Genomic DNA, 25,590 nt, shown 5'->3' on the forward strand with positions numbered 1-25,590 from the left:
GACACCCTGGCCTCTGATCACACCCGTCACAGTGGCCCCGGGAAAAGTGCGGGGTATGTGGTTTCACAACGTGGTACCGCGGGCGATACCACGTTGACGGTCGAGTGTCTTGACCGGCGTGCGCCGGCATCAGTGTCCAGCTGTGCAACGAGCTCGCAGAAGGTCGTGCTGGGCGGCACTCTCAGGACAACAATGCGCGGCTTTTCTTGTGCCTGACCGTAATTCAGCGATGCGAGCGATGACGTCGTCGTAGCTCAGCCCGGATTCAGCGAGGAAACACCCGATGACCGTGCCGGTGCGGCCTTTCCCGCCCCAGCAGTGCACGTACACCGTGCGGCCTGCGTCCAGTTCGGAGTGGATGCGCGCCAAGATCGCGTCGTAGCCTGCGTGGTCGAGAACACCGAAGTCCGGGATCGGGTGCGCACAGTGGCGTACTCTGCGACCCGCGTGTTCGGCCGCCGCCTGTAGTTCGTCTCGGTACGGTGTCAGACCGTCGTGCTCAGTGGTCAGGTCGACGATGGTGTCGACACCGGCTTCGACCAACAGGCGCACTTTGGCCGCAGCCTTCTCCGGAGTCGTCGCACCCGGGTATTCGCCGGCGAGCAGTCGGTGTGGCTTGACCCACCAGGCGTGCAGTACGTCGTCGTGCGGCCACGGCGGTGGTGTCTCGGACGGTGGGTCGCTCTCTGTCACGGGTGTGCCTTCCCATTGCAGCTCATCGGGTGGTACCACGACCAGCGTGCTCGTGGGGATACTGGCGACATGCCAACCATCATCGCCGTGCGCGGGGACATCACCGCCCAGGACGTCGACGCGATCGTGAATGCAGCCAACAACGCGATGCGGGGCGGCGGTGGAGTTGACGGCGCGATTCACCGTGCCGGCGGCCCGGCCATCCTGCAAGACTGCATTGAGAGATTTCCCGACGGGCTTGCCACCGGGGACGCCGGTTGGACGACCGCCGGCGAACTTCCCGCCCGATGGGTCATCCACACCGTCGGCCCGAACTACAAAGCGGGACAGCGTGACCGCTCCCTGCTGCAATCGTGTTACCGCCGTGCGTTGGAGGTGGCCGACGAACTCGGTGCGCAAACCGTCGCGTTTCCGCTCATCAGCACCGGCGTCTACGGCTGGCCACGTGACGACGCCATCGCGGCCGCAATCGAGACCGTCACCGCGGTGGATACCCGCGTCGACGAGGTGCGGTTTGTAGCCTTTGATCGTGCGTCGCATGACGCCGTGCGTGCGCGGCTGGAGTCTTGACGTGTGCGAGCGGAGTCCGTGTCGCACGAGGCAGACCGGCAGACGCTTGCGCCAGACAATGCCGACAGAGTTATACATGCGCGTGTGGGCTGCAACAGTGCCACCATCATTTGGTGCTGTGACCTGCGCAGACTTTGCGGCACGTCAATATTTGCTGAATGCGCTCCGATAAACCCTCCGAGATGTCGGAGACTTGCCTTACAGTGCGTGCGAAGTACTTCGTTGGAGGGGCACGTGTCGGATGGTCAACCGCTCTCGGATTGGATGAGCGATTCAGATTACGGTTGGCGCACGCGGTTGGAACCGGTGAACCTCGTCATCGAGACAGATTTCTCTACTGATGAGGTCCGTGAGGCTCAACGAAAATTCGGGGCGGCGGCCCAGCATCTTTTGAAGCAAGATGTGCCGTACAACAAGATCATTAAGCGCTATCCGGCACTGATTCTGATGATTCTCGTCGGACACGCATCGCTTGCCTACGACCACGGCGCGTACTGGGAAAGCTTCTGGGACGAGCTCGGACTGTCTCGTGACATCGACTTCGAGAACGAGCTTCGCAGGAGCCTCGTGGGCCTACTCGACAAGTTCTCTCTGGCGCGATTTCCGGATGTCGAACGCGAGAGCAATCGCAAGTACGTAATGTTGCTAGCCCTGCACGCCGGCATACCCATCCACTGTTTGCGGGATCTGCTGACGGTTATCAATGACCACATCGTGCAGGGCCGCCCGTCTACGGGCGCCTCGGTGATGGAGTGGCTGCAAGAACCAGGCAAGGAATACCGGGCGGCCGCACTGGACGTGCCTGTGCGTAACTTTCTGCTCAACGGCGCCGAGTTCGCCGCCGACATCCTCGACCGAATCATTGAGTTCATCGAGGAAGCGACGATCGACCCGACGGTGTTCGACAGAGAGCTCAATGCGTCGACTACAGGGCTGCCGTCCGTGCTGCTAGACGAACTGATAGTGCAGCTCAAAGACGCCCCGGTCCAGGTCGAGCGGAAGCGACCGAACAGCGCGTCGACTACCCGGCCGACGGTGTCGTATCTCGTCGACGACGACGAGATTGTGTTGGAGATGCCGACGCCGGCAGGCTGTGTGGATCTGCCATGGCGGGTTTCCCTCGATGGAGAGGTTCGTGAGGTTCACGCCGCGCGCCGGTGGGGTTCAGGCAACCAAACGGCTGTGGCCAGAGCGGCTGTACCAGGGCCGGTCCGCGAGGCCATCGTGTCCCATCCTGGTGTCGCGGCCGCATCATCGATTCCACTCATAGTGCAAGCGGATCCACTGCTCACCTTCGACGAGAAAGGTCACTGGATTCCTCGGCGCGACGGTCTGAAGGACTGCGTGTGGGCTGTCTTTCCCGATGATCATCAACTGGTCGATGCCCGTACCAACGAGCCGGTTGAATATCGCGACAGTGGGTGTCCCGCCGGCTGGCATCGATGGCGCAGCGCGTTCGTCGAGCTCGACGACGTCGATGCGCTGCAATTACAGCGCAACGGCGTGCTTGTAGGAACGCCGCGATGGGTTCGAAAGGATGCACGGCCGCGATTCTTGCTCGGCGAAATGGCGGCCGGCGTGGTCACGGCTGAGGGGCGGACTGTTTACAGCTCGCGCCCGTGGGTGATGCTGCCCGCCACACGAACCGAAGCGGCCCCGACATGGAACGTACGGGTACGTCGGGTCGGCGACGCCGACTGGCTCGTCGACGAGGAATGGCTCGGAGAGGACGAAGAGGTCTGTGTCGACCCATTCGACGACGCAGAGGAAGCACAACTCGGATACTTCGAAATTCTGGTGACCGGTCCGATGGGATCGGATGCACGGTGCGTCATGTTCCTGGCCGAAGGGCTACACGCCAGTTTCGAGCCCCCGATTCGCGTGCCCGAGTCAGGTGGACTGACGACGTGCGTCGTGGTGGTAGAGAGCGAAGGGGTTTCAGTCGCTTCCGGTGATCCGATCACGTTCGGACACGGCGACCTTGAGCGGATCTTGGATGTCCAAACCGAGCACACGGCGGCCACGCTGTCGCTGCGCCCACCGCACGTGGAGATCCGCAGCGGGGAAACCGGGATTCCGCTTGCCTGGCGGATGACGCCCGATGTATGTGACCCGGAGGACTTCTCACAAGACAGATTCGTTGCGGTCCGGGCCCCAGGTGTCGGCCACGTCGAGTTCGCCTACCTCTCCGATGTCGGCGATGTGATCCAGGTCGACCCCAGCCCGCGGCGACGGGCTGGCGATGTTTTCGAGACGCGCACCCAACAATTCGCTGACACTGCACGACACCACCCCACGGGCCGGATGGTGGCCAAACTGCACACCGACGGTGGACACTTTGAGGTCACTGCACTGTTCGCGCGGCCCCGGCTGCTGGCTTCGGGCGTGAGCCTGGCGGGGGACGTACTGGAGTTCAGTGATGTCGCGGCGGTGGAAGATCTGGCAGTCTACGTCTGGAACACGACAGCGCCATGGCGAGCCGCCGAAGCATTCCCCGTACGGGACGGGCGAGCGGTGTTGCCCGCGAGGTTCATCGAAAGAGGTGAACTGCGGTGCCTGCTCTTCGTTGACGACCCGTGGGTGTTCATCGACCCGCCCGCGAGCCCGCCCGAGTCAGCGTTCCGCGTCGACCAGCCCGGCTGGTGTCAGGAAGGAACACCAGAACAGGTGACGCTCGCGCGATACATCGCTACAGGAGGACAGAAACTCGATGCACTCGGCGTCCGGCCGGAAGTGTGGACCACGCTGGCGAGGCTGCACACCGACAGTAAGAAGGACCGATTTGCCGGCCTAATCAATGTGCTGACCGCTGAGCCACGCGTGGCACTGGAATGCTTGGGCGACAGCACCATCTCCGCTAATGACAAGATGGCGATGCTGATCCGCAGCGAACTTGTCAACCACAACTTTTCTGCGGACGAGACGTTCAACGAGCTGCACTCGCATCCTTGGTTCGGGTGCATGGTCGAACTGGCCGATCTGCCCTCGCTATATCACCGCCGTAATGAAGTTCCAAAGGAACGCGCGGAAACGTTGGCCTACTTGCGGGATCGTGGCGGTGAGGCGCTGACTGAACTGCTGCGCACTGGCAAGACGAACCGGTGTCATGATGCCTGTTTCGACTCCGCGGTCCTGGAGCTGAGTTTCGTTCCAGGCAGCCGGATCGAAACGAAACTACGTGAGATCCAGCAGGTACCGCATGCGCAGTTGGACTTCGACAATCTGCGGGCCGGTGTGTACGAGGGACTGTGTCGGCGCAGTGAGTGGTTGGCATCCGGATGGTCAAAGAACTTTGAGCAGCAGATGTCGCTGGTCCTGAAACCGATAAGTCGGGCGTCAATGCTGGCGCACGAGACAATCATGATGCGTATCGACAGGCTGAAGGGGATTGACAGCTCCGAGCACCCATGGATGCTCATGTCGGTGCAGTCACTCACTCTGGCGTTTCTGGCACGCCTCGAGGCGTACAAGCGAATTGAGGCCCGCTACTTGAACTCTGGCCTGTTGCGGAACTGGGCGCGCATGGCGCAGCTGTGCCCGACCATGGTGGCCAATGACCTCCTCATTGCAGAAGCTGCTGTGCTCTACGACCGACGCGGCGACCTGATCGGAGAAGAGAAGTGATCGACCGGCTTGACCCACTTGAAGCCGCCAAGCAGATCGAAGGGAGCTATAAGCGGTACCTCAAAACGCTCCTGGCGCTGCGTGATGAACAACTTGCCGCTGCGTTCGATGCCGAGATCGATGCCAGTACGCTCTTAACCAAGGGGCCGATTCTCGAGATGACGCCGCCCTACGAGACGGGGGCGACGTGTCGGGAGCTCATCACAGAAGGCATTCTGCATCCCGACTTTGCCCGCATCGACAGCAAGGCGTTCCGCATCGATCGGCCGCTGTATTTGCATCAAGAAGCAGCAGTTCGCAAGTTCACCGCCGGGCGAAACCTAGTGGTGAGCACAGGAACTGGCTCGGGTAAGACGGAAAGTTTCCTCATTCCGATCATCAACGCGCTGATCGAGGAATCCTCTCGCGGAACCCTCGGCCCCGGGGTGCGAGCGCTACTGCTCTATCCGATGAACGCCCTGGCTAACGATCAGCTGAAACGGCTGCGTGCCGTTCTTGCCGCAGTCCCGGAGATCACTTTCGGCCGCTATACCGGCGAAACCGTCGAACACGCCCGCGACGCGGAAGCTGAATTCGCGCAGGCTAATCCGGGGCAACAGCGATTGCCGAATGAGCTGCTGAGCCGCGATGAAATGCGTGGCGCCCCTCCGCACCTGCTGTTAACCAACTACGCGATGCTGGAATACCTGCTGCTACGCCCCGTAGACATGGATCTGTTCGACGGAGCCCATGCCGGAACATGGCGCTTCATCGTGATGGATGAGGCTCATGTCTACGACGGCGCTCAGGGCTCCGAAGTGGCATTGCTGATCCGCAGACTTAAGCAGCGCGTCGCCCCGGGAGCGAATCTGCAGTGCATCGCGACATCCGCATCGCTCAACGGATCGGTGCGCAACGACCCGCGCAGCGAGGCTATGGAATTCGCCACCAACTTGTTCGACGCGAAATTCGAATACGCCGACGGTGATACGGCCGAGCAGGATCTCGTCGAACCGGTGCGTAAGACACACGCTCCGACGCCCACCTGGAGTCTGACCGGTGATCAACTGTTGGGGCTGCGCAGCGGAGCCCTCAAGCTAGACGATGTGTTTCCATCGACGGCAAGCGCTGCAGCGGCGTTGGCCAGTGAGCGGTCGATGGTCGAGCTGAAGGACGCGCTCAGTGCCGGACCGGTCGACGTGCGCACCCTGCGGGAACGGTTGTGGCCTGATGACGACCGGTCCGCTGAGCTGCTTGATGCATTGGTGGAGCTGGGCAGCGGAATCCAAGACGATGGTGGTCACCCTGTCCTGTCGGCTCGCTACCACCTGTTTGTTCGGGCGACCGAGGGCGCCTACGTGAGCTTCAATGACGATGGCCCGCACATCTTTCTGGGTCGCCACGAGGTCGACCCTCAGACTGGGCGCGCGGTCTTCGAATTCGGTACCTGCACGCGGTGCGGCGCCGTTCATCTGGCTGGCGATGTCGAGCATCGCGACCGGCGCGAGTACTTCGTCCCATCCAAGGCGGCCGACCGATCGGTGAACTGGTTGGTGCTGGCCGACGAGCAAGGCGACGTCCTGGATGACGAGGATGAGCTGACCTTGGCCGATTTGGACAAGGCCAAGTCCGATCCCACCACGCGCCGTCTGTGCACTGGCTGTGGCTTAATTGCCGACGCAGTGGCCACAACTTGCCCAGGAGTGAATTGCGGTGGGGGCCAGATGCTGCTTGTTCGGGAACATGCACATGCCACCCGGGTGATGAGCCGCTGCACGGAATGCGGAACACAATCTCGGCAGGGTGTTCGACGGCTTCGCACCGACGTCAACGCTGCCCCGGCGGTCGTCACCACGGCGCTGTACCAGCAGCTGCCCGAAGCGACGGATGAGTCTGCGGACCAGGTCGGTGGGGGACGAAAGCTCTTGATGTTCTCTGACTCTCGGCAGGCGGCAGCATTCGCGGCCCCGTACCTCGATAGAACGTATACGCGGATGCTCGAGCGTCGCTACATCACTCAGGCGTTGCGGGATCCGTCTGCTGCAGGTGAAGAACTTCCTCTCAAGGATTTGGCCTTGCTGACTCGTGAGAGGGCAGATGCGGCAGGCCACTTCCCGCGTGCAATGGGAAAGATCGAGATCAGCCAAGCGGTTAACCAGTGGATCTCGGGCGAACTGATGACGCTCGACACACGGCAGTCGCTGGAAGGCCTCGGGCTGATGCGGGTAGCGCTGAGGCCCGCCACCCCGATCCCCTTGCGCGGATTCACTTCACTGGGACTGACGGACGATGAATCGTGGGCACTGCTCAACGAGCTCGTCAAAACGATCCGGCTCCAAGCGGCTGTCACTGTGTTGGATCGTGTCGATGTGAGGGATGAGCGATTCGCGCCACGAAACACCAGGGTTCGGATGAAGTCGGTCGGATCCGATCGGGCCAAGCAAATCATCAGCTGGAGTCCCAGCGCGGCGAGCGCAACGAACAGCCGCATCACGTTCCTGCGTAAGGTTCTCGCGGACCTGTCCAACGACACACCTGCCGAACGCATACTTGAAGGCAGTTGGAAACTGCTTGAGTCGAGCGGGCTGTTAGCATCGGAGGCGGAGCGAGGAGCCGGCGGGTATGTCTATCAGCTTGACCACAACCAGCTGGGCGTGTCGAACGGTGCGGAGTGCCAGTGGTACTCGTGTGATGCGTGCCGGCTACTCACCGCGTTCTCCGTGCGGGACATCTGTCCCAACAGCCGATGCACCGGACGGCTCAAGCCTTTCGAGCTTCCGGACCCTGCTGAAGACACGAACCATTATCGCGTGGTCTACCAGACCATGAACACTGCTCCGCTGACAGCGCGGGAACACACCGCTCAATGGAGCGCCAAGGAAGCCGCAGAGATTCAGCGCGATTTCATCAGCGGTGCGGTCAATGTGTTGTCGTGTTCGACGACGTTCGAGCTCGGCGTTGACGTGGGGGATCTGCAATCTGTGGTGATGCGCAATATGCCGCCGAAGACCGCCAATTACGTCCAGCGGGCTGGACGTGCCGGTCGCCGGGCCGCGTCAGCTGCGTTGGTCGTCACATATGCCAACCGGTCAGCTCACGATCTCGCGCAGTACCAGAATCCGACGGCGATGATTGCCGGCCAAATGCGCATCCCGTGGGTACCGGTCGATAATGCCCGCATCGGTCGGAGGCACGCGCACTCAATCGCTCTTGCAGCGTACTTCCGGCATTGCTACGAGACCGATGGTGAGTGGTGGAAGGCCGCGGGGCCGTTCTTCTCGCCGAACATTGCGGGTGGTCCGTCACCAGCCGACGGTGTGCGGGAGTTCTTGACCCCGGTGCCCGCTCATGTGCAGGATGCGCTGGCCCAGGCACTTCCGGCTGGTGTGCAAACCGATATCGGTGTGCACGACGGAAGCTGGGTCGCCCCGCTTGTGGAGCTGCTCGAGTCGGTGCAGGACGAGTTGAGCCAGGATGTTGCTGACATCGACGCACGGATCGAAGAGTCGGTGAAGGCGCGAAAGTTCGGCGTCAGCAAGCAACTAGAAGAGACAAAGAGAACAATTCTGGGCAGACCTCTACTGGGATATCTCGGCAGTCGAAACATCCTGCCGAAGTACGGATTTCCAGTCGACACGGTCGAACTCAACACGCTTAACTCGACCGAGGCAATCGGCAGGAAGTTGGCGCTCGACCGTGATCTGTCGATGGCAATCTACGATTACGCACCCGGTAATCAGGTGGTTGCGGGTGGCAAGTTGTGGACATCGGCGGGTCTGCGGAAGCGTCCCGGCAAGGAGCTGGTTCGCCACAAGTACCGCGTATGTACCACCTGTGGCCGCTTTGAGCGCGGTGCTGAACTTGACCCAGCTGTGCCTTGCCCCAGCTGTATGGATCCCTTCAAATCTATTGGGACATTGGTGGTTCCCGAGTTCGGATTCGTTGCCGCGTCCGACACTCGAGACGTTGGCAGTGCGCCACCGGATCGCCGCTGGCATGGTGGAAGCTACGTTGAGACGCACGGTGACGAGATCGGCACGTACCACTGGGCGGGTTCCAGCGGTCTGAAAGTCAGTGCGCGGGCTGGAGTGAGGGCGTGGCTGGCTGCGGTGTCGGACGGAACCGGTGAAGGATTCCAACTCTGTCAATGGTGCTACTGGGCCGCTCCTGTCGAGCGGGGGAGTCGACGCCGGAAGCATCAGCGGCCGGATAACGGACGGGAATGCGACGGCCCGTTGGAGAGAATCTCGCTCGGCCACCGATATCAGTCCGACATCGCGGAGTTCACCTTTGATGGGGCGCCGTACTTGAAAGATCAAGAGGCGAACTGGTTGTCGGCTCTGTACGCGATCCTCGAAGGAGCCTCATACGCGCTCGAGATCACCCGCGACGACATTGACGGAGCACTGTCGTGGAGCGCTGATCACCGGCGCAGCATCGTCTTGTTCGACACGGTCCCCGGTGGAGCAGGGTCGGCGAAGCGGATCGCGGAGAACATCGGATTGGTGTTGGAGTCGACAGTAAAGCGCGTGACGAGCTGCGACTGTGGTGAGGAGACTTCCTGCTACGGGTGTCTGCGGTCGTATCGGAATGGGCGGTTCCATGAGAGTCTGTCGCGGCGTGCAGCGCTGCAGATCCTGAGAGGCTGAGCATGATTGCGCGAATGTCTGCGAGCCGCCGCATGGAACAACTGTCATCGCAGAACGAGGCACATTGCGGAGTTTTCATTCCAATAGACATTGGGCAATGTCGGGGCGAAGCAATACCCAGTGAGTTCAGAGCGGAAATAGCTTCAAGGTCTGCTTAGCCAGCTTGTCGGTTCGGGCTTCGAACTCGGCTGCCGTCCATTGCTTCGCCTCGACCACATCAGCATTGAGTGTCAACCCATTCTTGAAGCCGACGAAGTTTCCGTTGGTATCTTTCCGAATCTTCTTGGAATGGAACGATTTATTGCTCAATGTGCTGTTGTAACCCGTCACAGTGAGGTTCCCCAGTCGGTGTACGTGCTGTTGCTGAATCGCTGATGCCATATCAGCTCCGCCCAGCATGTTCAGCCATTCCTTCGGAAGTCCTGGCCCTTGAGGCAAGATGTGCTCGATTGTCCACTTGTAGTGCTTGCCTTCCCGCTCCCATAGATCGGTGAAGGTTTCGTTGGTCATGCCGGCGCGGGCCAACGCAATCAATATGTACCTCGTTACGTCGGCATTCTCGTTGTCGAGGGGAGCGGTGAGCTTGGCGTGAGGTGAGCCCTTCGTAGTGGTCCAGTCGTTGTGCGACTCTGTTGCCCGGTCTGCGGGCAAGGAAGAATCAACAACGACATGGCATCGAACAAGCGCCGGCGGCACACCCCGGACCAGATCATCCGCAAGCTCGCCGAGGGCAACAAGCTCCTTGCAGCGGGCCAGGAACTGAGCGAGGTGTGCCGACACCTAGAGATCGCGGAGTCGACGTGGCATCGCTGGCTTGCCCAGTACGGCGGCATGAAGGCCAACGACGCCAAGCGTCTCAAAGAACTCGAAGCCGAGAACGCCCGGCTCAAGAAGATGGTCGCCAACCAGGCCCTCGACATCGACATGCTCAAGGAGATCTCGGCGGGAAACTTCGACCCCGAACCGCAAGCGCAGCGCCGTCACGGTGCTGCGCGAGCGGTTCGGGGTGTCTGAACGCCGCGCCTGCACGGTCGTGGGTCTGCACCGCTCCACGATGCGCCTGACGCCGGCGCCGATCGCCACCGAGGAGGCCGAGCTGCGGGCTTGGTTGCGCCGGTTCTCCACCGATCGACCTCGCTGGGGGTGGCGACGGGCAGCCAAGATGGCCCGCAAGGCCGGCTGGAAAGCCAACAACAAGCGCATCCGCCGGCTGTGGCGTGAAGAGGGCTTGTCCACAGCGCCGCCGCAAGAAGCGGCTGACCGGCATCGGTGTCGCCGTGGGTGCGATGTCACCGATCCGCCCGAACGTGATCTGGGCGATGGACTTCCAGTTCGACACGACCGCCGATGGCCGCATCCTCAAGATGCTCAACGTCATCGACGAGTTCACCCGCGAAGCACTCGCGATTGAGGTCGACCGCGCCATCAACGCCGACGGCGTCGTCGACGTCTTGGATCGCCTGGCCCTCACCACGGGCGCCGCACTACGTGCGCTTCGACAACGGGCCTGAGTTCGTGGCCCACGCCGTGAGCGATTGGTGCCGATTCAACAGTGCCGGTTCCTTTCATTGATCCCGGCTCGCCGTGGCAGAACGCCTGGATCGAATCCTTCAACGGCCGCCTGCGTGATGAACTGCTCAACTCGTGGCGCTTCGACTCGCTTCTGGAGGCCCGGGTGATCATCGAGGACTGGCGCTGCGATTACAACGCCAACCGACCCCACTCCGCCCACGGCGAACTTACCCCAGCGGAGTTCGCTCTACAGTGGACCACGACCCACCAACCCCAAGTCGCATAGCGACTGGACCACCAAACGGGTCCCCCTCAGGCGTAGAAGGCCGCATCATCGGATGCTACGCGTCGCAGACGTGCCTTGACTGTGTCAACGATGTCGTGCCCGGCCATTCCCGACACGTCCCCAATGATTGACATGAAAAGTCGCTGGAGCAGATTCGTCGCTGGGTCGCCCGTCAGGCTCCTTCGGACGAAGAAACCTTGTAGTCGTCTCCGAGATCCCCAAGAAGTTCATTCCACTGGTCGGATACGTGGTCCGCCGTAAACCCTCTCTGCCGCTTTTTGTCAGCGGCTGCGAGCAGCGAGTTCTTGATGATGTCGATGGGCGTCAGCGAAATTCCTCGGTTGTTGAGCGACTCGAACAACGTAAAAGCATCCGAGGTGCTTTCTACTTCAAGCTTTACGAGTATCGCCTGCTTGACACGCTTGAGTAGGTCGAACACTGGTTTGACCGACGACTTCGGCCCTGCATGCTGTTCGATGAGGGCGCTGAAGTGGTTGTAGCACTTAATAATACGACGGTTACCCAAAAACTTGACCCCCGGGGCTTTGGGCAGGATGCCCGCAATTTTTCAAGACGTTTGCGTAGTCGTCGTAGTTGGAGTTCTGGATCTGAGGACGGACCCGCAACCGATTGCCATCTTTCAGAACTAGTTGCCTGCCAAGGTAGTTCAAGTCAACCAGCTCGTTCTGATCGAGCTGATCGCTGCGGTTGGCCAGAAACGTGTAGATAGCAGCCATCAAGATCGACAGCGTGGTCATTCGCTGTTGGCCGTCTACGAGCTCGAGGACATTCTCCTTGGTGGCATTTGAGGTGCGGTTGATGCAGATGATGGTGCCGAGGAAATGGCCAGAGTTCGAGTTCTCCTCTTCGAGTAGGTCATCGAAGAGTTCGTCCCATTGTTGCTTGGTCCATGCGTATTCTCGCTGGTACTTCGGCGCTTCGTAAACGACAGTGTCCTCAAGGCTGAGCAACTTGTATACCGGATCATCGGCCACTGATTTGATCACGGCGGCTCCTAACTGTTTTGGGATCTGAAAACTGCTCGGTCTTGCGCAACAACTTCCCTGGAGTTCGCGCGATCCCCAAGTCGAGCGCCCAATGTCTTGACCGCCAGGTCACCAGGTAGCGCCGCTGAAAACTTGAGGCCCACCAGTGCATTCGCGTCGACCTCGGGATCGCGCCACTCTATTTCGGCTAGTCCAGCGGTGAACTGTTGCACGGTCAGCCCCGGTAACAGCCGCACCGACTTCTCGTCAATCCGCTGCCGCGGGTCGATCACCGATGGCAGTGATGCCTGCAATGTTCGGTTCGCGGCGGTGCCGGCCCAGGTCCACCAGCGTCCTGCGGAGTCATCAGGTAGCCGTATGATCGAACGGTCGGCCGATACGTTTTCTGCGAACGTGGACCGTAGCTCCGCCAATACCTTTGCCGCGCGCCCGGTGAACACCACCCCGGTCGGTAAGTTTCCGAGCAGCACGTCGCGCATCCCGCGGGTTACCTCATATGACAGGCCGCCAGGAACCCCGGGCCATTTCGCCTTACCGCCGCCGTCGGCCACCTCGACGAAGCATCGTCGGCGGTCCCAGTCGACGTGAGTCACCTTCCATGATCGGCCACCGAGCAGAAGAAGCCTTGGCCCATCGGTGCTTTCGGTCAGTAGGTCGGTGCCGATGGTGCCGACCTCGATCCGCCCGGCGAGTACCACGTACTCCGGCGGCGCGGTGAATACCGCCGTCAGATCGGAGAAGTAGCGACGACCAAAGCGACGCTCAGCTTCGGGGCCGATCTGCAGGAACGGGCCATCGCAATCGAAATAGCCCTCAGAAACCAGAAACTCAACGATCTCCGGTGCGCTCTCGTCGAAGACCGGCAGATCGCCCCACCACTCCGACCATTCGGCGGCACTGATCCGATGCTGTTGTAGACAGAGGGCCATGAGCTGTTGTGCGGCGATGTGACGCGGGTGTGGCGGGGGCGTGATCGGTTCGACCCAGCCGTCGGACCATCGCTTGAGCATCCCGGCCGCGAGCAGCACACTTTCGTCCTCGACGCATAGAAAGAGGCAATTGCGGGTCGAACCTGGCCGGCGTCCGGTGCGGCCCAGTCGTTGTAGAAACGACGCGACGGTACGTGTGGAGCCAATCTGGATGACCCGGTCGAGGTCACCGACGTCGATGCCGAGTTCCAGGGTTGAGGTGGCGACGATGACGGTGTCGCGAGCGTCGGCGAACGCCGCCTCGGATCGACGCCGCTCGGCGGCCGACAGCGACGAGTGAGACAGGTAAGTTTCAATGCCGAGTTCCCGCAGTGCGGCGCCGAGCTCTTCGGCCTGGCGCCGGCTGTCGACGAACACCAGCCGCTTCTCTCCGGCGTGCAGCGAGGCAATCACGGTGGCGGCATTGGTAATTGAACCCACGTAGTCCACCGTGATGTCAGGAGCATCGGGGGTGGAGACAGGAGGGGCGACCACAGCCTTTTCGCGTCCCTGAAAGCTGCCCTGCAGCCAGGCCAGCAGTTCGTCCGGATTGCCGACGGTTGCGGACAGTCCGATCCGCTGCAACGGCCGCGAAGCGATGCGCGCCACGCGCTCCAATACCGCCAGCAGATGCCAGCCGCGGTCATCGCCGGCGAAGGCGTGGATCTCGTCGACGACCACCGCTTGGAGCCCGGAGAACAACACCCGCGGATCCACCTTGGTGGACACCAGCATGGACTCCAGCGATTCGGGGGTGGTCAGCAGGACATCGGGCCGCTCGGTCAGAATGCGTTGCCGCTGAGCTTGACTCACATCGCCGTGCCACACGGCCGCCGTGCGTCCAAGCCATTGGCAGTAGCCGTTGAGGCGAGGCTGCAGATTGTTCAGCAGCGCGCGCAGCGGGCAGACGTAGAGCACCGAAACGCCCTGCCAGTCCTCGGTTGCCATGCGCGACAGCACGGGGAATATCGCCGCCTCGGTCTTACCGCCGGCGGTGGGCGCCAAGACCATCACGTCGCCACCGGAAAGGATCGGCTCCACCGCAGCGGCTTGGGTGGGTCGAAGTCCGTTCCACCGCAAGGTATTTGCGATGTGGTACTGCACACCCGGGTGCAGCAGATCGAACTGATCAGTCACAGCTCGAGCGGCACGTCGTCGGCCGTCAAGGCGGCGCGTTCGGCATCGGACAGCTCAGCCGGAGCGATCTTCACTTCATAGTCGGTGTAGGGGTCGAAGTCGGGGAACTGTTCGATCTTGTCGAGCACATCGACGAGCTTGCGCAGAAACAGCCGCGGCGCGATACCTACCTTGCCGCCCAACTCACCCGCCACCGCACCGGCGAAACGTTCCAGGAACGCATCGTCGGCGACCGCGCGCACCCGATCCGGGTCCGGAACGCCCCCGATGTACAGCTCGCGCACGCGGGTGCCCAGTTCCACCAGCCGGGCCTGATCGAAACCAGTCAGTCGCAGTTGCGGTGCCCGCGGGTTGTCGAAGCGCGGATCCTTGGCAAACTCGGTGTGTAGCCGATCCGCCAGTGGCGGTAGCAATGGAATGCCTTGTCGCCCTTCGAAGAAGGCCGGTGTCCCCGTGATCAGCAGGTATAGGCCAGGGAAATGGCCGTCGTGCACCTCGTCGATCAACTGGCGCAGTGCATTCAGTGCCTTGGCGCGGGCGTCGCTTCGTACCCGCTGAAGAGTTTCCACCTCGTCGAGCACCAGCAACAAGCCCGGGTTGCCGGCATCGGCGAGAATCGCCAGCAGGCCGCGTAGAAAGCCAAGCGCCAGGTAGTGGTCAAGGTCGCCCTTGATTCCGGCGCGGCGCTTGACTGCGGCCGCTACGTGCGGCTGCCCACCCAGCCAGGCCACCAGCGCGTCGGCGCCGTCGTGGTCATCGTCGGCGACGAATCGGCGGTAGGCGCGGATCGCAAGCGGGAACACCGGTGCGCGTGCGGCGACTTCGGCCAGCCGCCGCTCTAACAGCAGATCGACATCCACGCCCTGCTGGCCGGCGTCGTCTTCGATCGTAAACAGCCAGGCATCCAGAATCGGACGCAACGCACTGGGCTGAATCGAGGCGGTGCGTAGTGATTCGATGCTGCGTCGGTACACCGTCTCCAGCTTGTGTAGCGGAGTGTCGATCTCATTGATTTGAACCTCGGCGACTGCGAAGCCCTTCTTCATCGCACGGTCGGCTAGCCAACGGGCGAAAAATGTTTTACCCGAACCGTATTCACCGCGAACGGCTTTAAACACCGCGCCGCCCGCGGCCACGACGTCGAGTTCGGCGTCCAGTTCGGTTTCGAAACGGCTCAGCCCGACCGCCAATTGATCCAGGCCATTCGACGGGACGGTGCCGCGCCGCAGCGCATCGAGAATTTCGCGGCGCCGTCGCGCCGACACCTGGCTACTCACTCGGATACCCCGAACTGTTCCTTGAGTGCCGCCACATCAAGACCGGTGACGCCGCCTGCGACCCGCAGTACCTCGTAGCCTTCGACGTCGAGCACCCGCTTGGTCTGCATCAGCGCACCGTTCACACTGGCAGTGGCGACTCCGAGCGCGGTCGCGGCCTGGGCCAAGGTGATCTCGCAGGCGCCGGTAGCTAGCAGGGCTTGCAGCAAGTTCTTGATTTGCGGGGCTTTGACCACAATCCGACCGGCCAGCCGCAGCTGGGTCTCAAACACCTTGCTGCGAATCACCTTGTCCGGCAGCGGGCTTACATCCTCACTGCTCACCTGGTTGAACAGGGTGAGTTCCCTGTCTGCTTCCGTCTTCCGTCCGGAATCAGGCAGAGGCTCTGCAGCCGACGGCGCCGCGCGATACCACCAGGGCGGTTCAGCCGCAGCCACCGGGACTGCCCACTCGGGCAGCTGACCGGGCAGGAACGCCAACACCGGGACCAGCGCTTCGCCCGGAAGTCCGCCGCCATGGTAACCAGCGTTGCGTCCGCCGTAGCGGATGGTCTCGTCGACGGCCAGTACCACCCGGTGGTTGTCGGTGAGTACTCGCGGTCCCTCGACTACGACCTCGCGGTCGGGGTCGACGTTGGCGAAGTCCCCGTGCGCGCGTTGGCCATAGGTGTTGGCGCGGGTGACCTTTGCACTGGTGCCGTATTCGATGATGTGGCCGTGATCGGAGGTGATGACGACCGCGCGGCCTGCGTTCTTGGCGGCGTGCAGCAACGCCCTTAGGTGTGTGATCGTGGTCAGGTTCCAGTCGGTGCCACCGGGATCGGTGTGGTGCAGGGTGTCATCAACGTAATTCAAGACAGCAGCCACCAGCGGCTGCTGGGTGGTGTCGGCGATGGCGTTACTGACGTCAGTAGCCAGGCTGGCCCCGCTGGGGATGGCGTCAAGCGCACTCTTGTGGAAGATCGGGTCGGCGGTGCCGCCGGTGGCTTGCAGTCCGGCTTCGCGGATCAGCGCGAGAAAACCGGACCGTTCGACGTTGTCGGCGCCTTCGCGCAATTCCCCGCACAGCAAAGAACAACGGCTGCGTTGGGTGAGGGTGGGCAGCACCGCTAGTGCCCAAGCCCGGTTTGCGGTGCTGGCCGACAGCTCGGTCCAGCCGTTCTGCTGGATCGCGGTGACCAGGTCGTTGGCGGCCGCCAACGACAAAGCGTCGATCACCAGGAGCAGCGTCGGAACCTTTCGGGCCACCGGGACGACGAGGTCTCGCAGCACGTTCTCAATAGTCTGTACCGCGGGTTTCGGTGCGTCAGCCAACGCTGCGGCGAACACTCGGTCGTGGCGGCCGCGACGGGACACCACGAGATCGATCAAGGCGCGCAGCGCGGCCGCCGGTATCGGCCTTTCGGCGCCGCGGCGGGCCTTGATGAGCGCGGTGTCCACCCAGGAGTCTGTCCGGACATAACGCGACGCCATCTCGGAAAGGCCGCCGACGGCGGCCACGGGTTGGGCCAGCCAGCGCACCAGCCGGACCGCGCCGGAGAATGCCTCGACGGTGGGGGAGTTGGCGGCTAGAAAGTGTTGTCCGGTTTCTGCCCAACGGGTTTCGACGAGCTGCAGCGACGACGCGGCGACCAGGGCGCTGTCAAGGTCGACAGGCAGGGGGTGCGGCAGCGCTGCCGTGAGTGCATCGGCTAGCAGGTTGACCCGAGCTTCCAGACCATGCGGCAGCAGGTCAGAAGCTGCTGCGGCAGTATCGATTCCGAGGTCGTTGACGATGCCGGCAGCGGTCTGCAGCACCGCTTGCTGATGAGATGCTTCCAGCGCGGTGGTCAGGAGTCCACGAGCGCTCGTGTACCAGGCTTGTAGGTCCTCGGTGCTTAGGCCGGTCAGCCCGTAGCGGCCGAGAAACACACCGAGAGCGACGGCATCACCGGAACCGTCGTCTTGGCAGAACAATCCCGCCACCACACCGAGCGGAACCAGATCGGTGATCCGCTCGGCCTTCAACAGTGCCGCGAGAGGTTTCGCGAGCTGCCCGGCCCTGCTCGCCAGCCAAGTGGTCACGGCTGCGGTGAGTTCGGCGCAGCCGCGGGCCCGCAGGTCAACTAGGTTGGTAGGCGCTGACAGTGAGCGGCTCCATTCCAGGATCGCCAACGCATCTACTTCTACGTCGGAGCTCTTGACGATCTCCAGCACATCGCGGGCCAGTGCGCGCATGGCGTGATCTCGGGTGAGCACGCCGCCGGGTGCCGGGGTGTAGGCGTCTACCGAGAGCACACTGAGCAGGCCGTTGGCCAGGGCTCGATCATTGGTCGAGCGGTACAGGGCCGGTTCGATGGTCGATGCGGAGAAGTTGCTGCGCAATGCATCCCACGGATCAGGCGTGATGAGCCGGCCGTCGAGCAGGTGCGCCAGCACGGTGTCGCCGAGATCGTCATCGTCGACGTTGGTGAGCACCACCGTCCAGCCTTGGGCGTCACGGGTGTCGATCGCCTCCCAGATCGACAGCACCGACGGGCACGCCACCACCGTCACGGGGGCTCCGTCATACTCGAAGCTGTCGCCGTCCCACACCGGTTTTGCGCGTAACCCGAGCACCCCATGCCTGTACTGCTTGGCGCTGGCCTTCTTCAACCGGGCCCGGATGATTGGCTCGGTGGCCGTCAAGGTCGTCATTCCACCCACCAATGCACATGAACTTTCTTGCCGTCATCGAGCGCCGAGGTGAGTGCGGACTGCAACGACGTCAAATCCTTCGCGCCGCGCAGCACCACCTCGCCCGACGGCTCGGGGCCGGGGGGTGGGGGTGGCGGCGGAGGTGGGGTTGGCGGCTCATCCTCGACAACCCAGGTGACAAGCTTGTTCTCACCACCGGTGAGTTCGTCGCTCAGTGAGCGACCCGGAATCGAGATCGCGTCCTGCAGCGCCCTCCAGATGGAACGGGCGGGATCACCGGCCTCACCGGCACGGTCAGTGCCGGCTTTGAGCTTCTCCAGCAGTTTCCATTTGAAGTTCCGCAACGTGCGAGTATCGCGGGCGGCGTCGCCGGTGATCTGGCCGGCGGTCTCCAACGCGACCGGCAATGCGACCGACGCCATCGCGTTGATGACGGCGACGTTTCCGGCTGTGCTATATAGGGTTTCGACGAATTGCTGGAACGCCCGGGCGGCGCTCAATCGGTCATTGGCGCCAGCTTCGGACTCCAGTCGACGATGTGCGGCAGCGAGTTCCTCGATCAAATACCTGATCTCACTGAGGGATTCGTTGGCCTTAGTCCGCACCTGAGTGGCGAAGTCGGCGACGTTGGCACCAGTCAGGTAGGTCCGGGGCATGGTGTAGCCGAACAACTTGGCGGCGTTGGCACGGGCCGCATCCCAGGATTGCTGATCAGGCAGCTGCTCTGCCCGCAATTCGATGTTGGGTCGCAACCGCCCCAATGCCGGTGCGGTGATGGCGCTTCCGGCTTCGAACCAGGCCCGTTTACGCAGTAGCGCCCAGGCCGACAGCACCAGATCGCGGGCCTCGGGCCGCAACCCCCAGGCGGGCGACATGCCGTCGATGTGCTGCTGCAATACACCGACGGTAACCGGGTCAGCGGCCAGGGCCGCCCGGTCCAGCTCACCAGCCCAGTAGGCGAAGGAGTCCTCGGCGAACAGGTAGTGGTCCTCGGTTGCTTTGCCGACCCGCAATGGGCCCGCGACTCGGCGGACCACCTTGCGGTCATTGCCAGGGTTAGTGGGGATGCGGCCATCGCGATGGCTGGCGGCCTGCTCCACATAGTCTCGGACGGTTTCGAAGTTGCGGGCGGTGACTTCCTCGGCGGCCGGATCAAACTCCGGATGATTCGGGTAGGTAGCGGAAAACGCTTGGTCGACAATCTTGAGGAAGGCATCCTCCAGACCGGCAGCGGGTGGCATCTGCGGGTCGAAATCGCGGCTCAGCGAGGTCAAGACCTCGAACTGTTGGGAGTCTGCGGTAATCCGCTTCGGGTCGGCGGGCTCGATCCCGTAGGCCTGTTTCAACAGGTTCTGGAAGCTAGTCATGGTGCCGCTGAACAGGTTTTCAAGGATGCCCCGTGCCTGTGCCCGATCAGTCGCCCCAAGGTGGTCGGAGTTCTCATTCCAGCGGTCGCCGCTGCCGGTGAACAACCAGTCCAGTTTCACCAGCAGCGCCAGGTCTTCCGTCGCCGACTCGGAGAAGAATCGGGGCAACCACACCACTGCGTGACGGTCCCCGCTCGTCAGCAGTCGGTCGATGCGGCTGATGTCATCAGCGCTGGTGTAGCCGTCCTCGTCGAAGGGATAGTCGATGACGAACCGCCAGGTGCCGGGCCGGTTGTCGAAGGACTGCTCGGGCAGCGAGCTGGCGTCACGCACATTGCCGAAGACGATGTCGATTTCGCGGCGTGACCCGCGCCAGATGACGGTGCGGGTCGCGGCACCGCCGAGGTCGTCCTGGGCGGTGGTGACGCCGAGCGCCTTGTGCACCAGTTTGCGCAGTAGTACCCGTCGCCGCCCCGAATTGTCTTCGCCCCGAACCCGATCCAGGATCGACTGGTAATCGACCTCAGCAAGCTGGACTCGGATCACTGGGTTGGTGCCGTCGGAGACACTGATCTCTGGCACGTCTTTCTGTGCCCATTCGCGCACGACGCCGAGTACTACTCGGGATTCACCGCCCGCGACGCGGGCCTTGATCGATCCGTGGTTGAGTGCGGCTAACCGCGGCGCGGTGATGTCCCGCAACGCTGGGACGTTCGGCGCGATGGCGGACAGCAGCAGCGTTTTGGCGATCCGCTCCTGGCCGCGGAAACCGCCGGGCACCGAATCCGGGACGGTCTCCAGTTGTTCCTTGCTAACCGAGTGCTTTTCCAGCAGGGACGGCAGCAGCCGGTTGCCGTAGAGGTCATGGGCGGCTTTGAACATTGCCCCGGCATGGTTGTCGATGGGTTCGCTGCCCTCAACGATGTAGTCGAAGGAATCTCCCACCGGGATAAGGTCATCCACGGTGAGGGTGTCGCGGCGGTCGACAAGCATGCGTTGCATCACCTTGAGCGCGGTGCGTTCTCGCTGCATCACCGAGGACAAATTGCGCAGGGTGGATACCAGCACGGGGGAGAACGGGTAGGTCAACCGGAACTCGGTCTCGGACGCCCCGCGATGTCTTTCGTCGGTGTTAAGGCTGTCGCGCAGCACATCCCACACCTCGGGACGACGGGTCAGATCGGCGAACGCCTGATCTAGAATAGCTTGGGCGGCCTCATCTTTCGGTTTGAGTAGCCGGGCCTTCGCGACCTCGGCCAGATTGTCATCACCGAGTTCGATCTCCCGGAACCGGCCCTGCTGGTATTGGAAAGCCCGGTCCAGGGCTTCCTGCTCGGCACCCGATGCGCCGGCGTCGGCGAACCACTTTCGCAGATCCATCTGTCGAGAGATGATCGACACCAGCGGGATGGCGCGTTGGCGCCCCGAGGATTCGACGAGTTTGGTGATCTTCTGCGATTCGCGGGCGAAAAACTCGGTGTCGCGCACCGAGAATGCCAGCCACAGCACCAGCTCGTCGAGGAACAGCACCACACCGTCGTAGCCGAGCGCCTTGGCGTGCTCGGACATGACCACCAGCCCGCGGTCTAGGTCGACGTAGTCGGCGGTTTCGGTGAACGATCCGAAATACCCATTGACCAATGCGGAAACCAGTTCGCGGCGTTCGGAGTCTTCCGGACCGGCCTTGATCGCAGCCAGGTAGCGGGGCAGATCCCAGGCTGCCCCCAGCAATCCACCCCAGCCATCGCCGCCACCTTCGCCGCCGCCTAGGCCGGCCAGGAACTCCTCATCACCCATCCGTTGACGGAGCTTCTCCGCATCGTCGAGTAGCTTGTCGGAGACGTGCACGGCCGGAAGCGGTGCATCGGGGTGGAGTCGGGTGATCTGCTCGACGTAGCCGCGGAGTACCGCCTGCTCCAACGTTTTCGCGCCCAGCAGGTGGTAGGTGAGGCGCAGCAACTTCTTGCCGGCCAGCGCGCCGTCGTAGTGGCCGGTGAGGTCTTGAAACTTCGGTACCCGCACGGCCGGGTGGTTGCCGAGCAATGCGTACAGCACAGCCATGAAATGGCTTTTACCGGAACCGAACGACCCGGTCAGATACGCCGCCCGTGAGGTGTTCTTGTTCAGCGCGTCAGCGACCAAATCGAGTGCGGCGGCGAAGTTTTCCCGTAGCGACTCGGTAAGCACGTACTCGTTGAGCGTCGCGGTGATGTGGGCGTCATCGTCGGTGCTGTCGGTGAGCCGCAGTACATAGTCGTCGCTGCCGACCCGTTCGGGAATGTTGATGACATCACGCAGATAGATGGTCATGAGGTGGTGGTCCTTCGGCCGCGGCGGGCAGGTTCGGGCCGCCAACTGGTCAGGTCGGTCACGGTGAGGTGATGCTCATTAAGCCGGGCGGTGAGTTCGTCGTCGATGGTGTCGGCGACAGATTCGCCATACTCCGGGTCGATCTGGTTGTGCCACTGACGAACCCACGGCGCCAACTCCTGTAATCCGGCGAGAAGCGGAACCAGTCTAGGGCTGTCCCAGCCCTCGTCGATGCGCTGGGAGATCAGTGAGGCCAGGGCAAGTGCCTGGTCGGCGTGATCCCAGCCGGCCCATCCGAGTAGTTCAGTGGCGTCGGTGTCTCGCCCGGCGTTCGGGTAGGAGATGAACCGTTCCTTGGGGACGTCGAGCTTGCCGCGATGCGACCAGTAGGAGCCTTTGGAGAAGTCGGCGGGCTTGTACTTCGGCGGCACCGGGATCGGGTTGGCGAGCTTTTCCCCGGCATCTTCGCGGCGCTGCAGCGCCCAGGTGTCCTCCCAGGCGGCGCGCTTGTCTAAACCGGACGGTTTGTAGCGGTAGGCGGCCAGGAACGGAACCGATTCGTCGGCAAGCAATTTCGCCAACGCCGCACCTGTGGCCGCGTTCGGGTCGCTTGCCCACAACCGCAGCACCCCGCGGAATTCCTCATCGCGGTCGAGCACGTCGGCCAGTTGCGCCACCGACTGCGCGGCCGGCCGACCCTCCCGGTCGTACCACAGCGCACGGTCCTCGACCCGGTCCAGCAGCCAGCTCCGCAACGCGGAGTCAACTTGTTTGTCCCACGGCTCGGATGCCCAGCGCCGCTTGTATTCCGGGCGCTCCAACAGTCGGATATTTGGATGCGACTCGATGGTGTCCAAACGCCGCTGCAACAGGTCGCGGTAATCGGCGGGCAGATGGTCGGGAATCTCGGTGATCGGGGTAGAGCCGTGTCGTTCGAACCACGCGGTGTGCTCACCGTCCTTCATCCGGCGGGCTAGAGCGATCTCGAAAACCCGCTCCCCGAGCGCAATTCCGGGAACGTCACCGGTGTAGGTCAGGTCGTCCTCGATGAGGCCGTAGACGCGGTAGTACTCCCAGTCCAATTCTTCCTGATGGGCAATCATCAACCTACGTATGCGCTCCGATTCGGTGCGTGCCGCGTCGAATGTCGCAGCTGTGGGAATCTGCCGGCCCGTGACTTCGGTTGGTGATTGTTGCTGGAGATCCTGGGCGAGTTGATCGAGTGGTTGCACGCACTCAACGGGTAGGGCGGCAGGCAGAGGGAAGTCTTTGAGCGTTGTCGCGTTGTGCTGGTAACGCTCCTCCCACGCCTCGTCACCGATGCCGCGGCCGATCCCACTTCCACCCTTGTTATGGCAGTTCTGTTTGAGCCAGAAGCAGGCCGTCGACGAGTTCAGCACCCCCAGCAGCCGCAGATGGTCCTCGACCGACGCGCCCGCCGGCAGCTTGATCACCGGCGCGGTTTGCTTGAAGACCTTCCCGCCGCGGTCCAGCACGAAATGGTTGTGGGTGGCGACTTCCGCGAAGGTGATGGCTAGTTCGCATGTGCCGGGATCACGGGTCAACTGGTGCCACTCGTACCATGGTCGCCCCTCCTCGAAGTACGTTGCCTTCGCGAATGTGGCACGGTTGCCCAGCACCGTTCTGCATGGCCACAACCACTTGAATGATCCAGGAGATGGTTCGAGTAAGGGAAACCTGGGCGGATCACCGTATGGGAACACCGCGCAAGTGTCGGATGTGATGTTCCAGTCGCGGACCTCGTCCCCCAGCGTGAGCGGCCGGACCATCGCGCTTTCGACTGCTCGGCGTTCGAATGATTGTTCGTCAGCGAGCATCACCTCGTCGGCGTTCGTCATACCAAACACGCCGATTCGATGTGTTTGAAGGTCAAGCGATATAGATGACACAGTCGTGATGTGTTCCAGAAGTTCTACTGCGCCACCGCCGCTCAAGCTCCACGGATGCGTGCGGAATCCGGCCCGGGGAAGATCTGCGACGCTGATGTACGCGTCTTCGTGTCCCGGGTTTGCGATGTGTTCGGTGATTGCCGTCCACACGAGGCCCTTCGCGGGCTCCGGCGGTCGCCCGGGTTCACCCCGAATGCCCAGCACCGCGCGAATGGTCTCTGTCGCGGCACGTTGGTGGCGGCCAACGATGATTGCGGTCGGCGTCCCGTGCCCCGGGATGTAGGCACCGGATGTGTCGATGATTTCGCGGACATCGACCGTCGGCAGGAACTCCTCAATCAGTTTCGAGCCAAACTCCCGCTTCATAAATGAGTTCGACGTGATTTGTCCAGCCCAGCCCGCGGGCCGAGAACCGGAAGGGCCGTAGGCAAGACGGAAGAAAAGTTCCATGAATGGCACGGTCAACGCGTACTTCCGGTGCGGGGTCTTGTAGAGCTGCCGGTACATCGAGTTGAGCGCTGCATCCTTGGGCGTGATGTAGGGCGGGTTCCCGACCACTACATCATGTTCGCGCTGCAAGATTTCTTTGAGCGCGTCGACGTCCTCGGTCGAATCTGCACGAATTGCGGGGCCTGCCAATAGGTCTTCAGGAAGCAGCTGTTGATTCGCTCCCCATAGCAGGCTGTCGCCCGCGGCCAGGTGCGGCTGGTAGCGGATTTTCTGCTCGATGCTGTGATCGCCGGCAGCATGCAGCGCAGCGACCAGTAGCCGGAAGCGGGCGATCGCCACCGCGAATGGGTTGATGTCAACGCCGTAGACCCCGTCGAGGGCATTCTCTACCAGCTCGCGTGTACCGAGTGCAGGGGCTTCACGTTCCCACCGCTCATGCAGGCGGTGGAACGCGCCGAGCAGGAAATGTCCTGAGCCACAGGCGGGATCGATGACGGTGAAGCCTTCCAACGGACGACCCGCGAGGGCCGGTTCCATCGTCTGGTCGAGAATGAATTCCTCGACGAACTCCGGGGTTTGCAGCAGCGCGTAGGTCTTCTTCGCGTGCTCGGACAAGTCCTGGTAAGCCTCGCCGAGGAAGCGGGTGTCGACGCCGGCGAAGGAGTAGACGGGCTGCCCATCGTCGCCCTGCTGCCACCAAAATTCCAGTAGTGCCCGCGCCGCGTCACCCGATGGTGCCACCAGATGCAACGGCGAGAATTTGTCCACCAGCCCAGCGGTCGCCGGGTATTTCGCGAAATGCTCGATGATTTGGCCGAGCCATTCGCGGTCGGTGTGCTCGGGCTGGGCCTGAAAGAAGCTACGACGGGCGTCGAGTGCCTGGGCGCGTTGGTCGGCGTCGGACCCACTGATCCAGCGAGGGCTGACCAAGGCGTTGTCCTCGCAGTAGCGGGCGAACACCGTCAGCAACACCCACGCGACTGCGGCCTGGGTCACCCGGTCGTTACGCCACTCCTGCCAAGTCGATGCGGTGCGTTGCGCGGTGAACGCAGCGTCGTAGTCGCCCTTCCACGCCTCGAACACGCCAGGCTGGCGACCGTCGTGATCCTCGCCGTCGACCCGAGCCCGCAGATCCGCCTCCAAGTCCAGCACCTGCCGGCGTAGCGCTGCCACTAG

General features: G+C 62.5%; 12 protein-coding genes and 1 pseudogene. 4 read left to right on the forward strand and 9 right to left on the reverse strand.

Annotated elements, in window-relative coordinates; translation table 11 throughout:
* Positions 1 to 129 precede the first annotated feature (129 nt).
* Entirely contained in the window at positions 130 to 693 is a 564-nt protein-coding gene (locus tag G6N67_RS20290) for a protein-tyrosine phosphatase family protein (RefSeq protein WP_063835136.1), read from the reverse strand.
* A gap of 69 nt (positions 694 to 762) precedes the next feature.
* Between G6N67_RS20290 and G6N67_RS20295 the strand changes: the two genes are divergently transcribed.
* From G6N67_RS20295 to G6N67_RS20305, 3 genes are all read left to right on the forward strand, one after another.
* Entirely contained in the window at positions 763 to 1,263 is a 501-nt protein-coding gene (locus G6N67_RS20295; RefSeq protein ID WP_036429321.1) for an O-acetyl-ADP-ribose deacetylase, read from the forward strand.
* 306 nt (positions 1,264 to 1,569) lie between these two features.
* Positions 1,570 to 4,887, forward strand: a complete 3,318-nt coding sequence (locus G6N67_RS20300) for a hypothetical protein (protein WP_230022710.1) — start codon at positions 1,570 to 1,572, stop codon at positions 4,885 to 4,887.
* Positions 4,884 to 9,515, forward strand: coding sequence for a DEAD/DEAH box helicase family protein (locus G6N67_RS20305; protein ID WP_036429319.1), 4,632 nt, complete (start codon positions 4,884 to 4,886; stop codon positions 9,513 to 9,515). Before G6N67_RS20300 ends, G6N67_RS20305 begins: the two co-directional genes overlap by 4 nt.
* 126 nt (positions 9,516 to 9,641) lie before the next feature.
* Here the strand turns inward: G6N67_RS20305 and G6N67_RS20310 are convergent, their stop codons facing one another.
* On the reverse strand, positions 9,642 to 10,166 hold the full coding sequence (locus G6N67_RS20310; RefSeq protein ID WP_163642249.1) for an HNH endonuclease family protein: 525 nt from the start codon (positions 10,164 to 10,166) through the stop codon (positions 9,642 to 9,644).
* An 18-nt stretch (positions 10,167 to 10,184) separates the two neighbouring features.
* Here G6N67_RS20310 and G6N67_RS20315 point away from each other — a divergent pair.
* Positions 10,185 to 11,313: pseudogene (locus tag G6N67_RS20315) on the forward strand (IS3 family transposase).
* Positions 11,314 to 11,485: 172 nt separating this feature from the next.
* On the opposite strand, the gene G6N67_RS20320 reads toward G6N67_RS20315, so the two are convergent.
* From G6N67_RS20320 to pglX, 7 genes are read right to left on the reverse strand one after another with little or no spacing between them, the layout of a single operon-like run.
* Positions 11,486 to 11,839: a DUF262 domain-containing protein gene (locus G6N67_RS20320; protein ID WP_163642251.1), complete on the reverse strand. Its 354-nt coding sequence runs from the start codon at positions 11,837 to 11,839 to the stop codon at positions 11,486 to 11,488.
* Entirely contained in the window at positions 11,832 to 12,320 is a 489-nt protein-coding gene (locus tag G6N67_RS20325) for a DUF262 domain-containing protein (protein WP_051578472.1), read from the reverse strand. Before G6N67_RS20325 ends, G6N67_RS20320 begins: the two co-directional genes overlap by 8 nt.
* Positions 12,321 to 12,328: 8 nt before the next feature.
* Complete coding sequence (locus tag G6N67_RS20330; RefSeq protein ID WP_036429317.1) at positions 12,329 to 14,425, reverse strand: DEAD/DEAH box helicase; 2,097 nt, start codon at positions 14,423 to 14,425, stop codon at positions 12,329 to 12,331.
* Positions 14,422 to 15,702 carry a BREX system ATP-binding protein BrxD gene (brxD, locus tag G6N67_RS20335; RefSeq protein ID WP_179976740.1) on the reverse strand — a complete coding sequence of 427 codons (1,281 nt, stop codon included), beginning with the start codon at positions 15,700 to 15,702 and terminating at the stop codon, positions 14,422 to 14,424. Before brxD ends, G6N67_RS20330 begins: the two co-directional genes overlap by 4 nt.
* Positions 15,699 to 18,377: a BREX-2 system phosphatase PglZ gene (gene pglZ, locus G6N67_RS20340; RefSeq protein ID WP_036429316.1), complete on the reverse strand. Its 2,679-nt coding sequence runs from the start codon at positions 18,375 to 18,377 to the stop codon at positions 15,699 to 15,701. Before pglZ ends, brxD begins: the two co-directional genes overlap by 4 nt.
* Positions 18,374 to 22,054, reverse strand: coding sequence for a DUF6079 family protein (locus G6N67_RS20345; RefSeq protein WP_163642253.1), 3,681 nt, complete (start codon positions 22,052 to 22,054; stop codon positions 18,374 to 18,376). Before G6N67_RS20345 ends, pglZ begins: the two co-directional genes overlap by 4 nt.
* A complete protein-coding gene (gene pglX, locus G6N67_RS20350) occupies positions 22,051 to 25,587 on the reverse strand; it encodes a BREX-2 system adenine-specific DNA-methyltransferase PglX (protein ID WP_235684052.1) in 3,537 nt (1,178 codons plus the stop codon). Before pglX ends, G6N67_RS20345 begins: the two co-directional genes overlap by 4 nt.
* Positions 25,588 to 25,590 lie beyond the last annotated feature (3 nt).

The organism is Mycolicibacterium mageritense (genome assembly GCF_010727475.1).
Taxonomy (GTDB): Bacteria; Actinomycetota; Actinomycetes; order Mycobacteriales; family Mycobacteriaceae; genus Mycobacterium; species Mycobacterium mageritense.

Bases quoted from the DNA above. Each gene is read 5' to 3' on its own strand.
- G6N67_RS20345 (WP_163642253.1), bottom strand. From the start codon at position 22,054: ATGACCATCTATCTGCGTGATGTCATCAACATTCCCGAACGGGTCGGC.
- G6N67_RS20295 (WP_036429321.1), top strand. From the start codon at position 763: ATGCCAACCATCATCGCCGTGCGCGGGGACATCACCGCCCAGGACGTC.
- pglZ (WP_036429316.1), bottom strand. From the start codon at position 18,377: ATGACGACCTTGACGGCCACCGAGCCAATCATCCGGGCCCGGTTGAAG.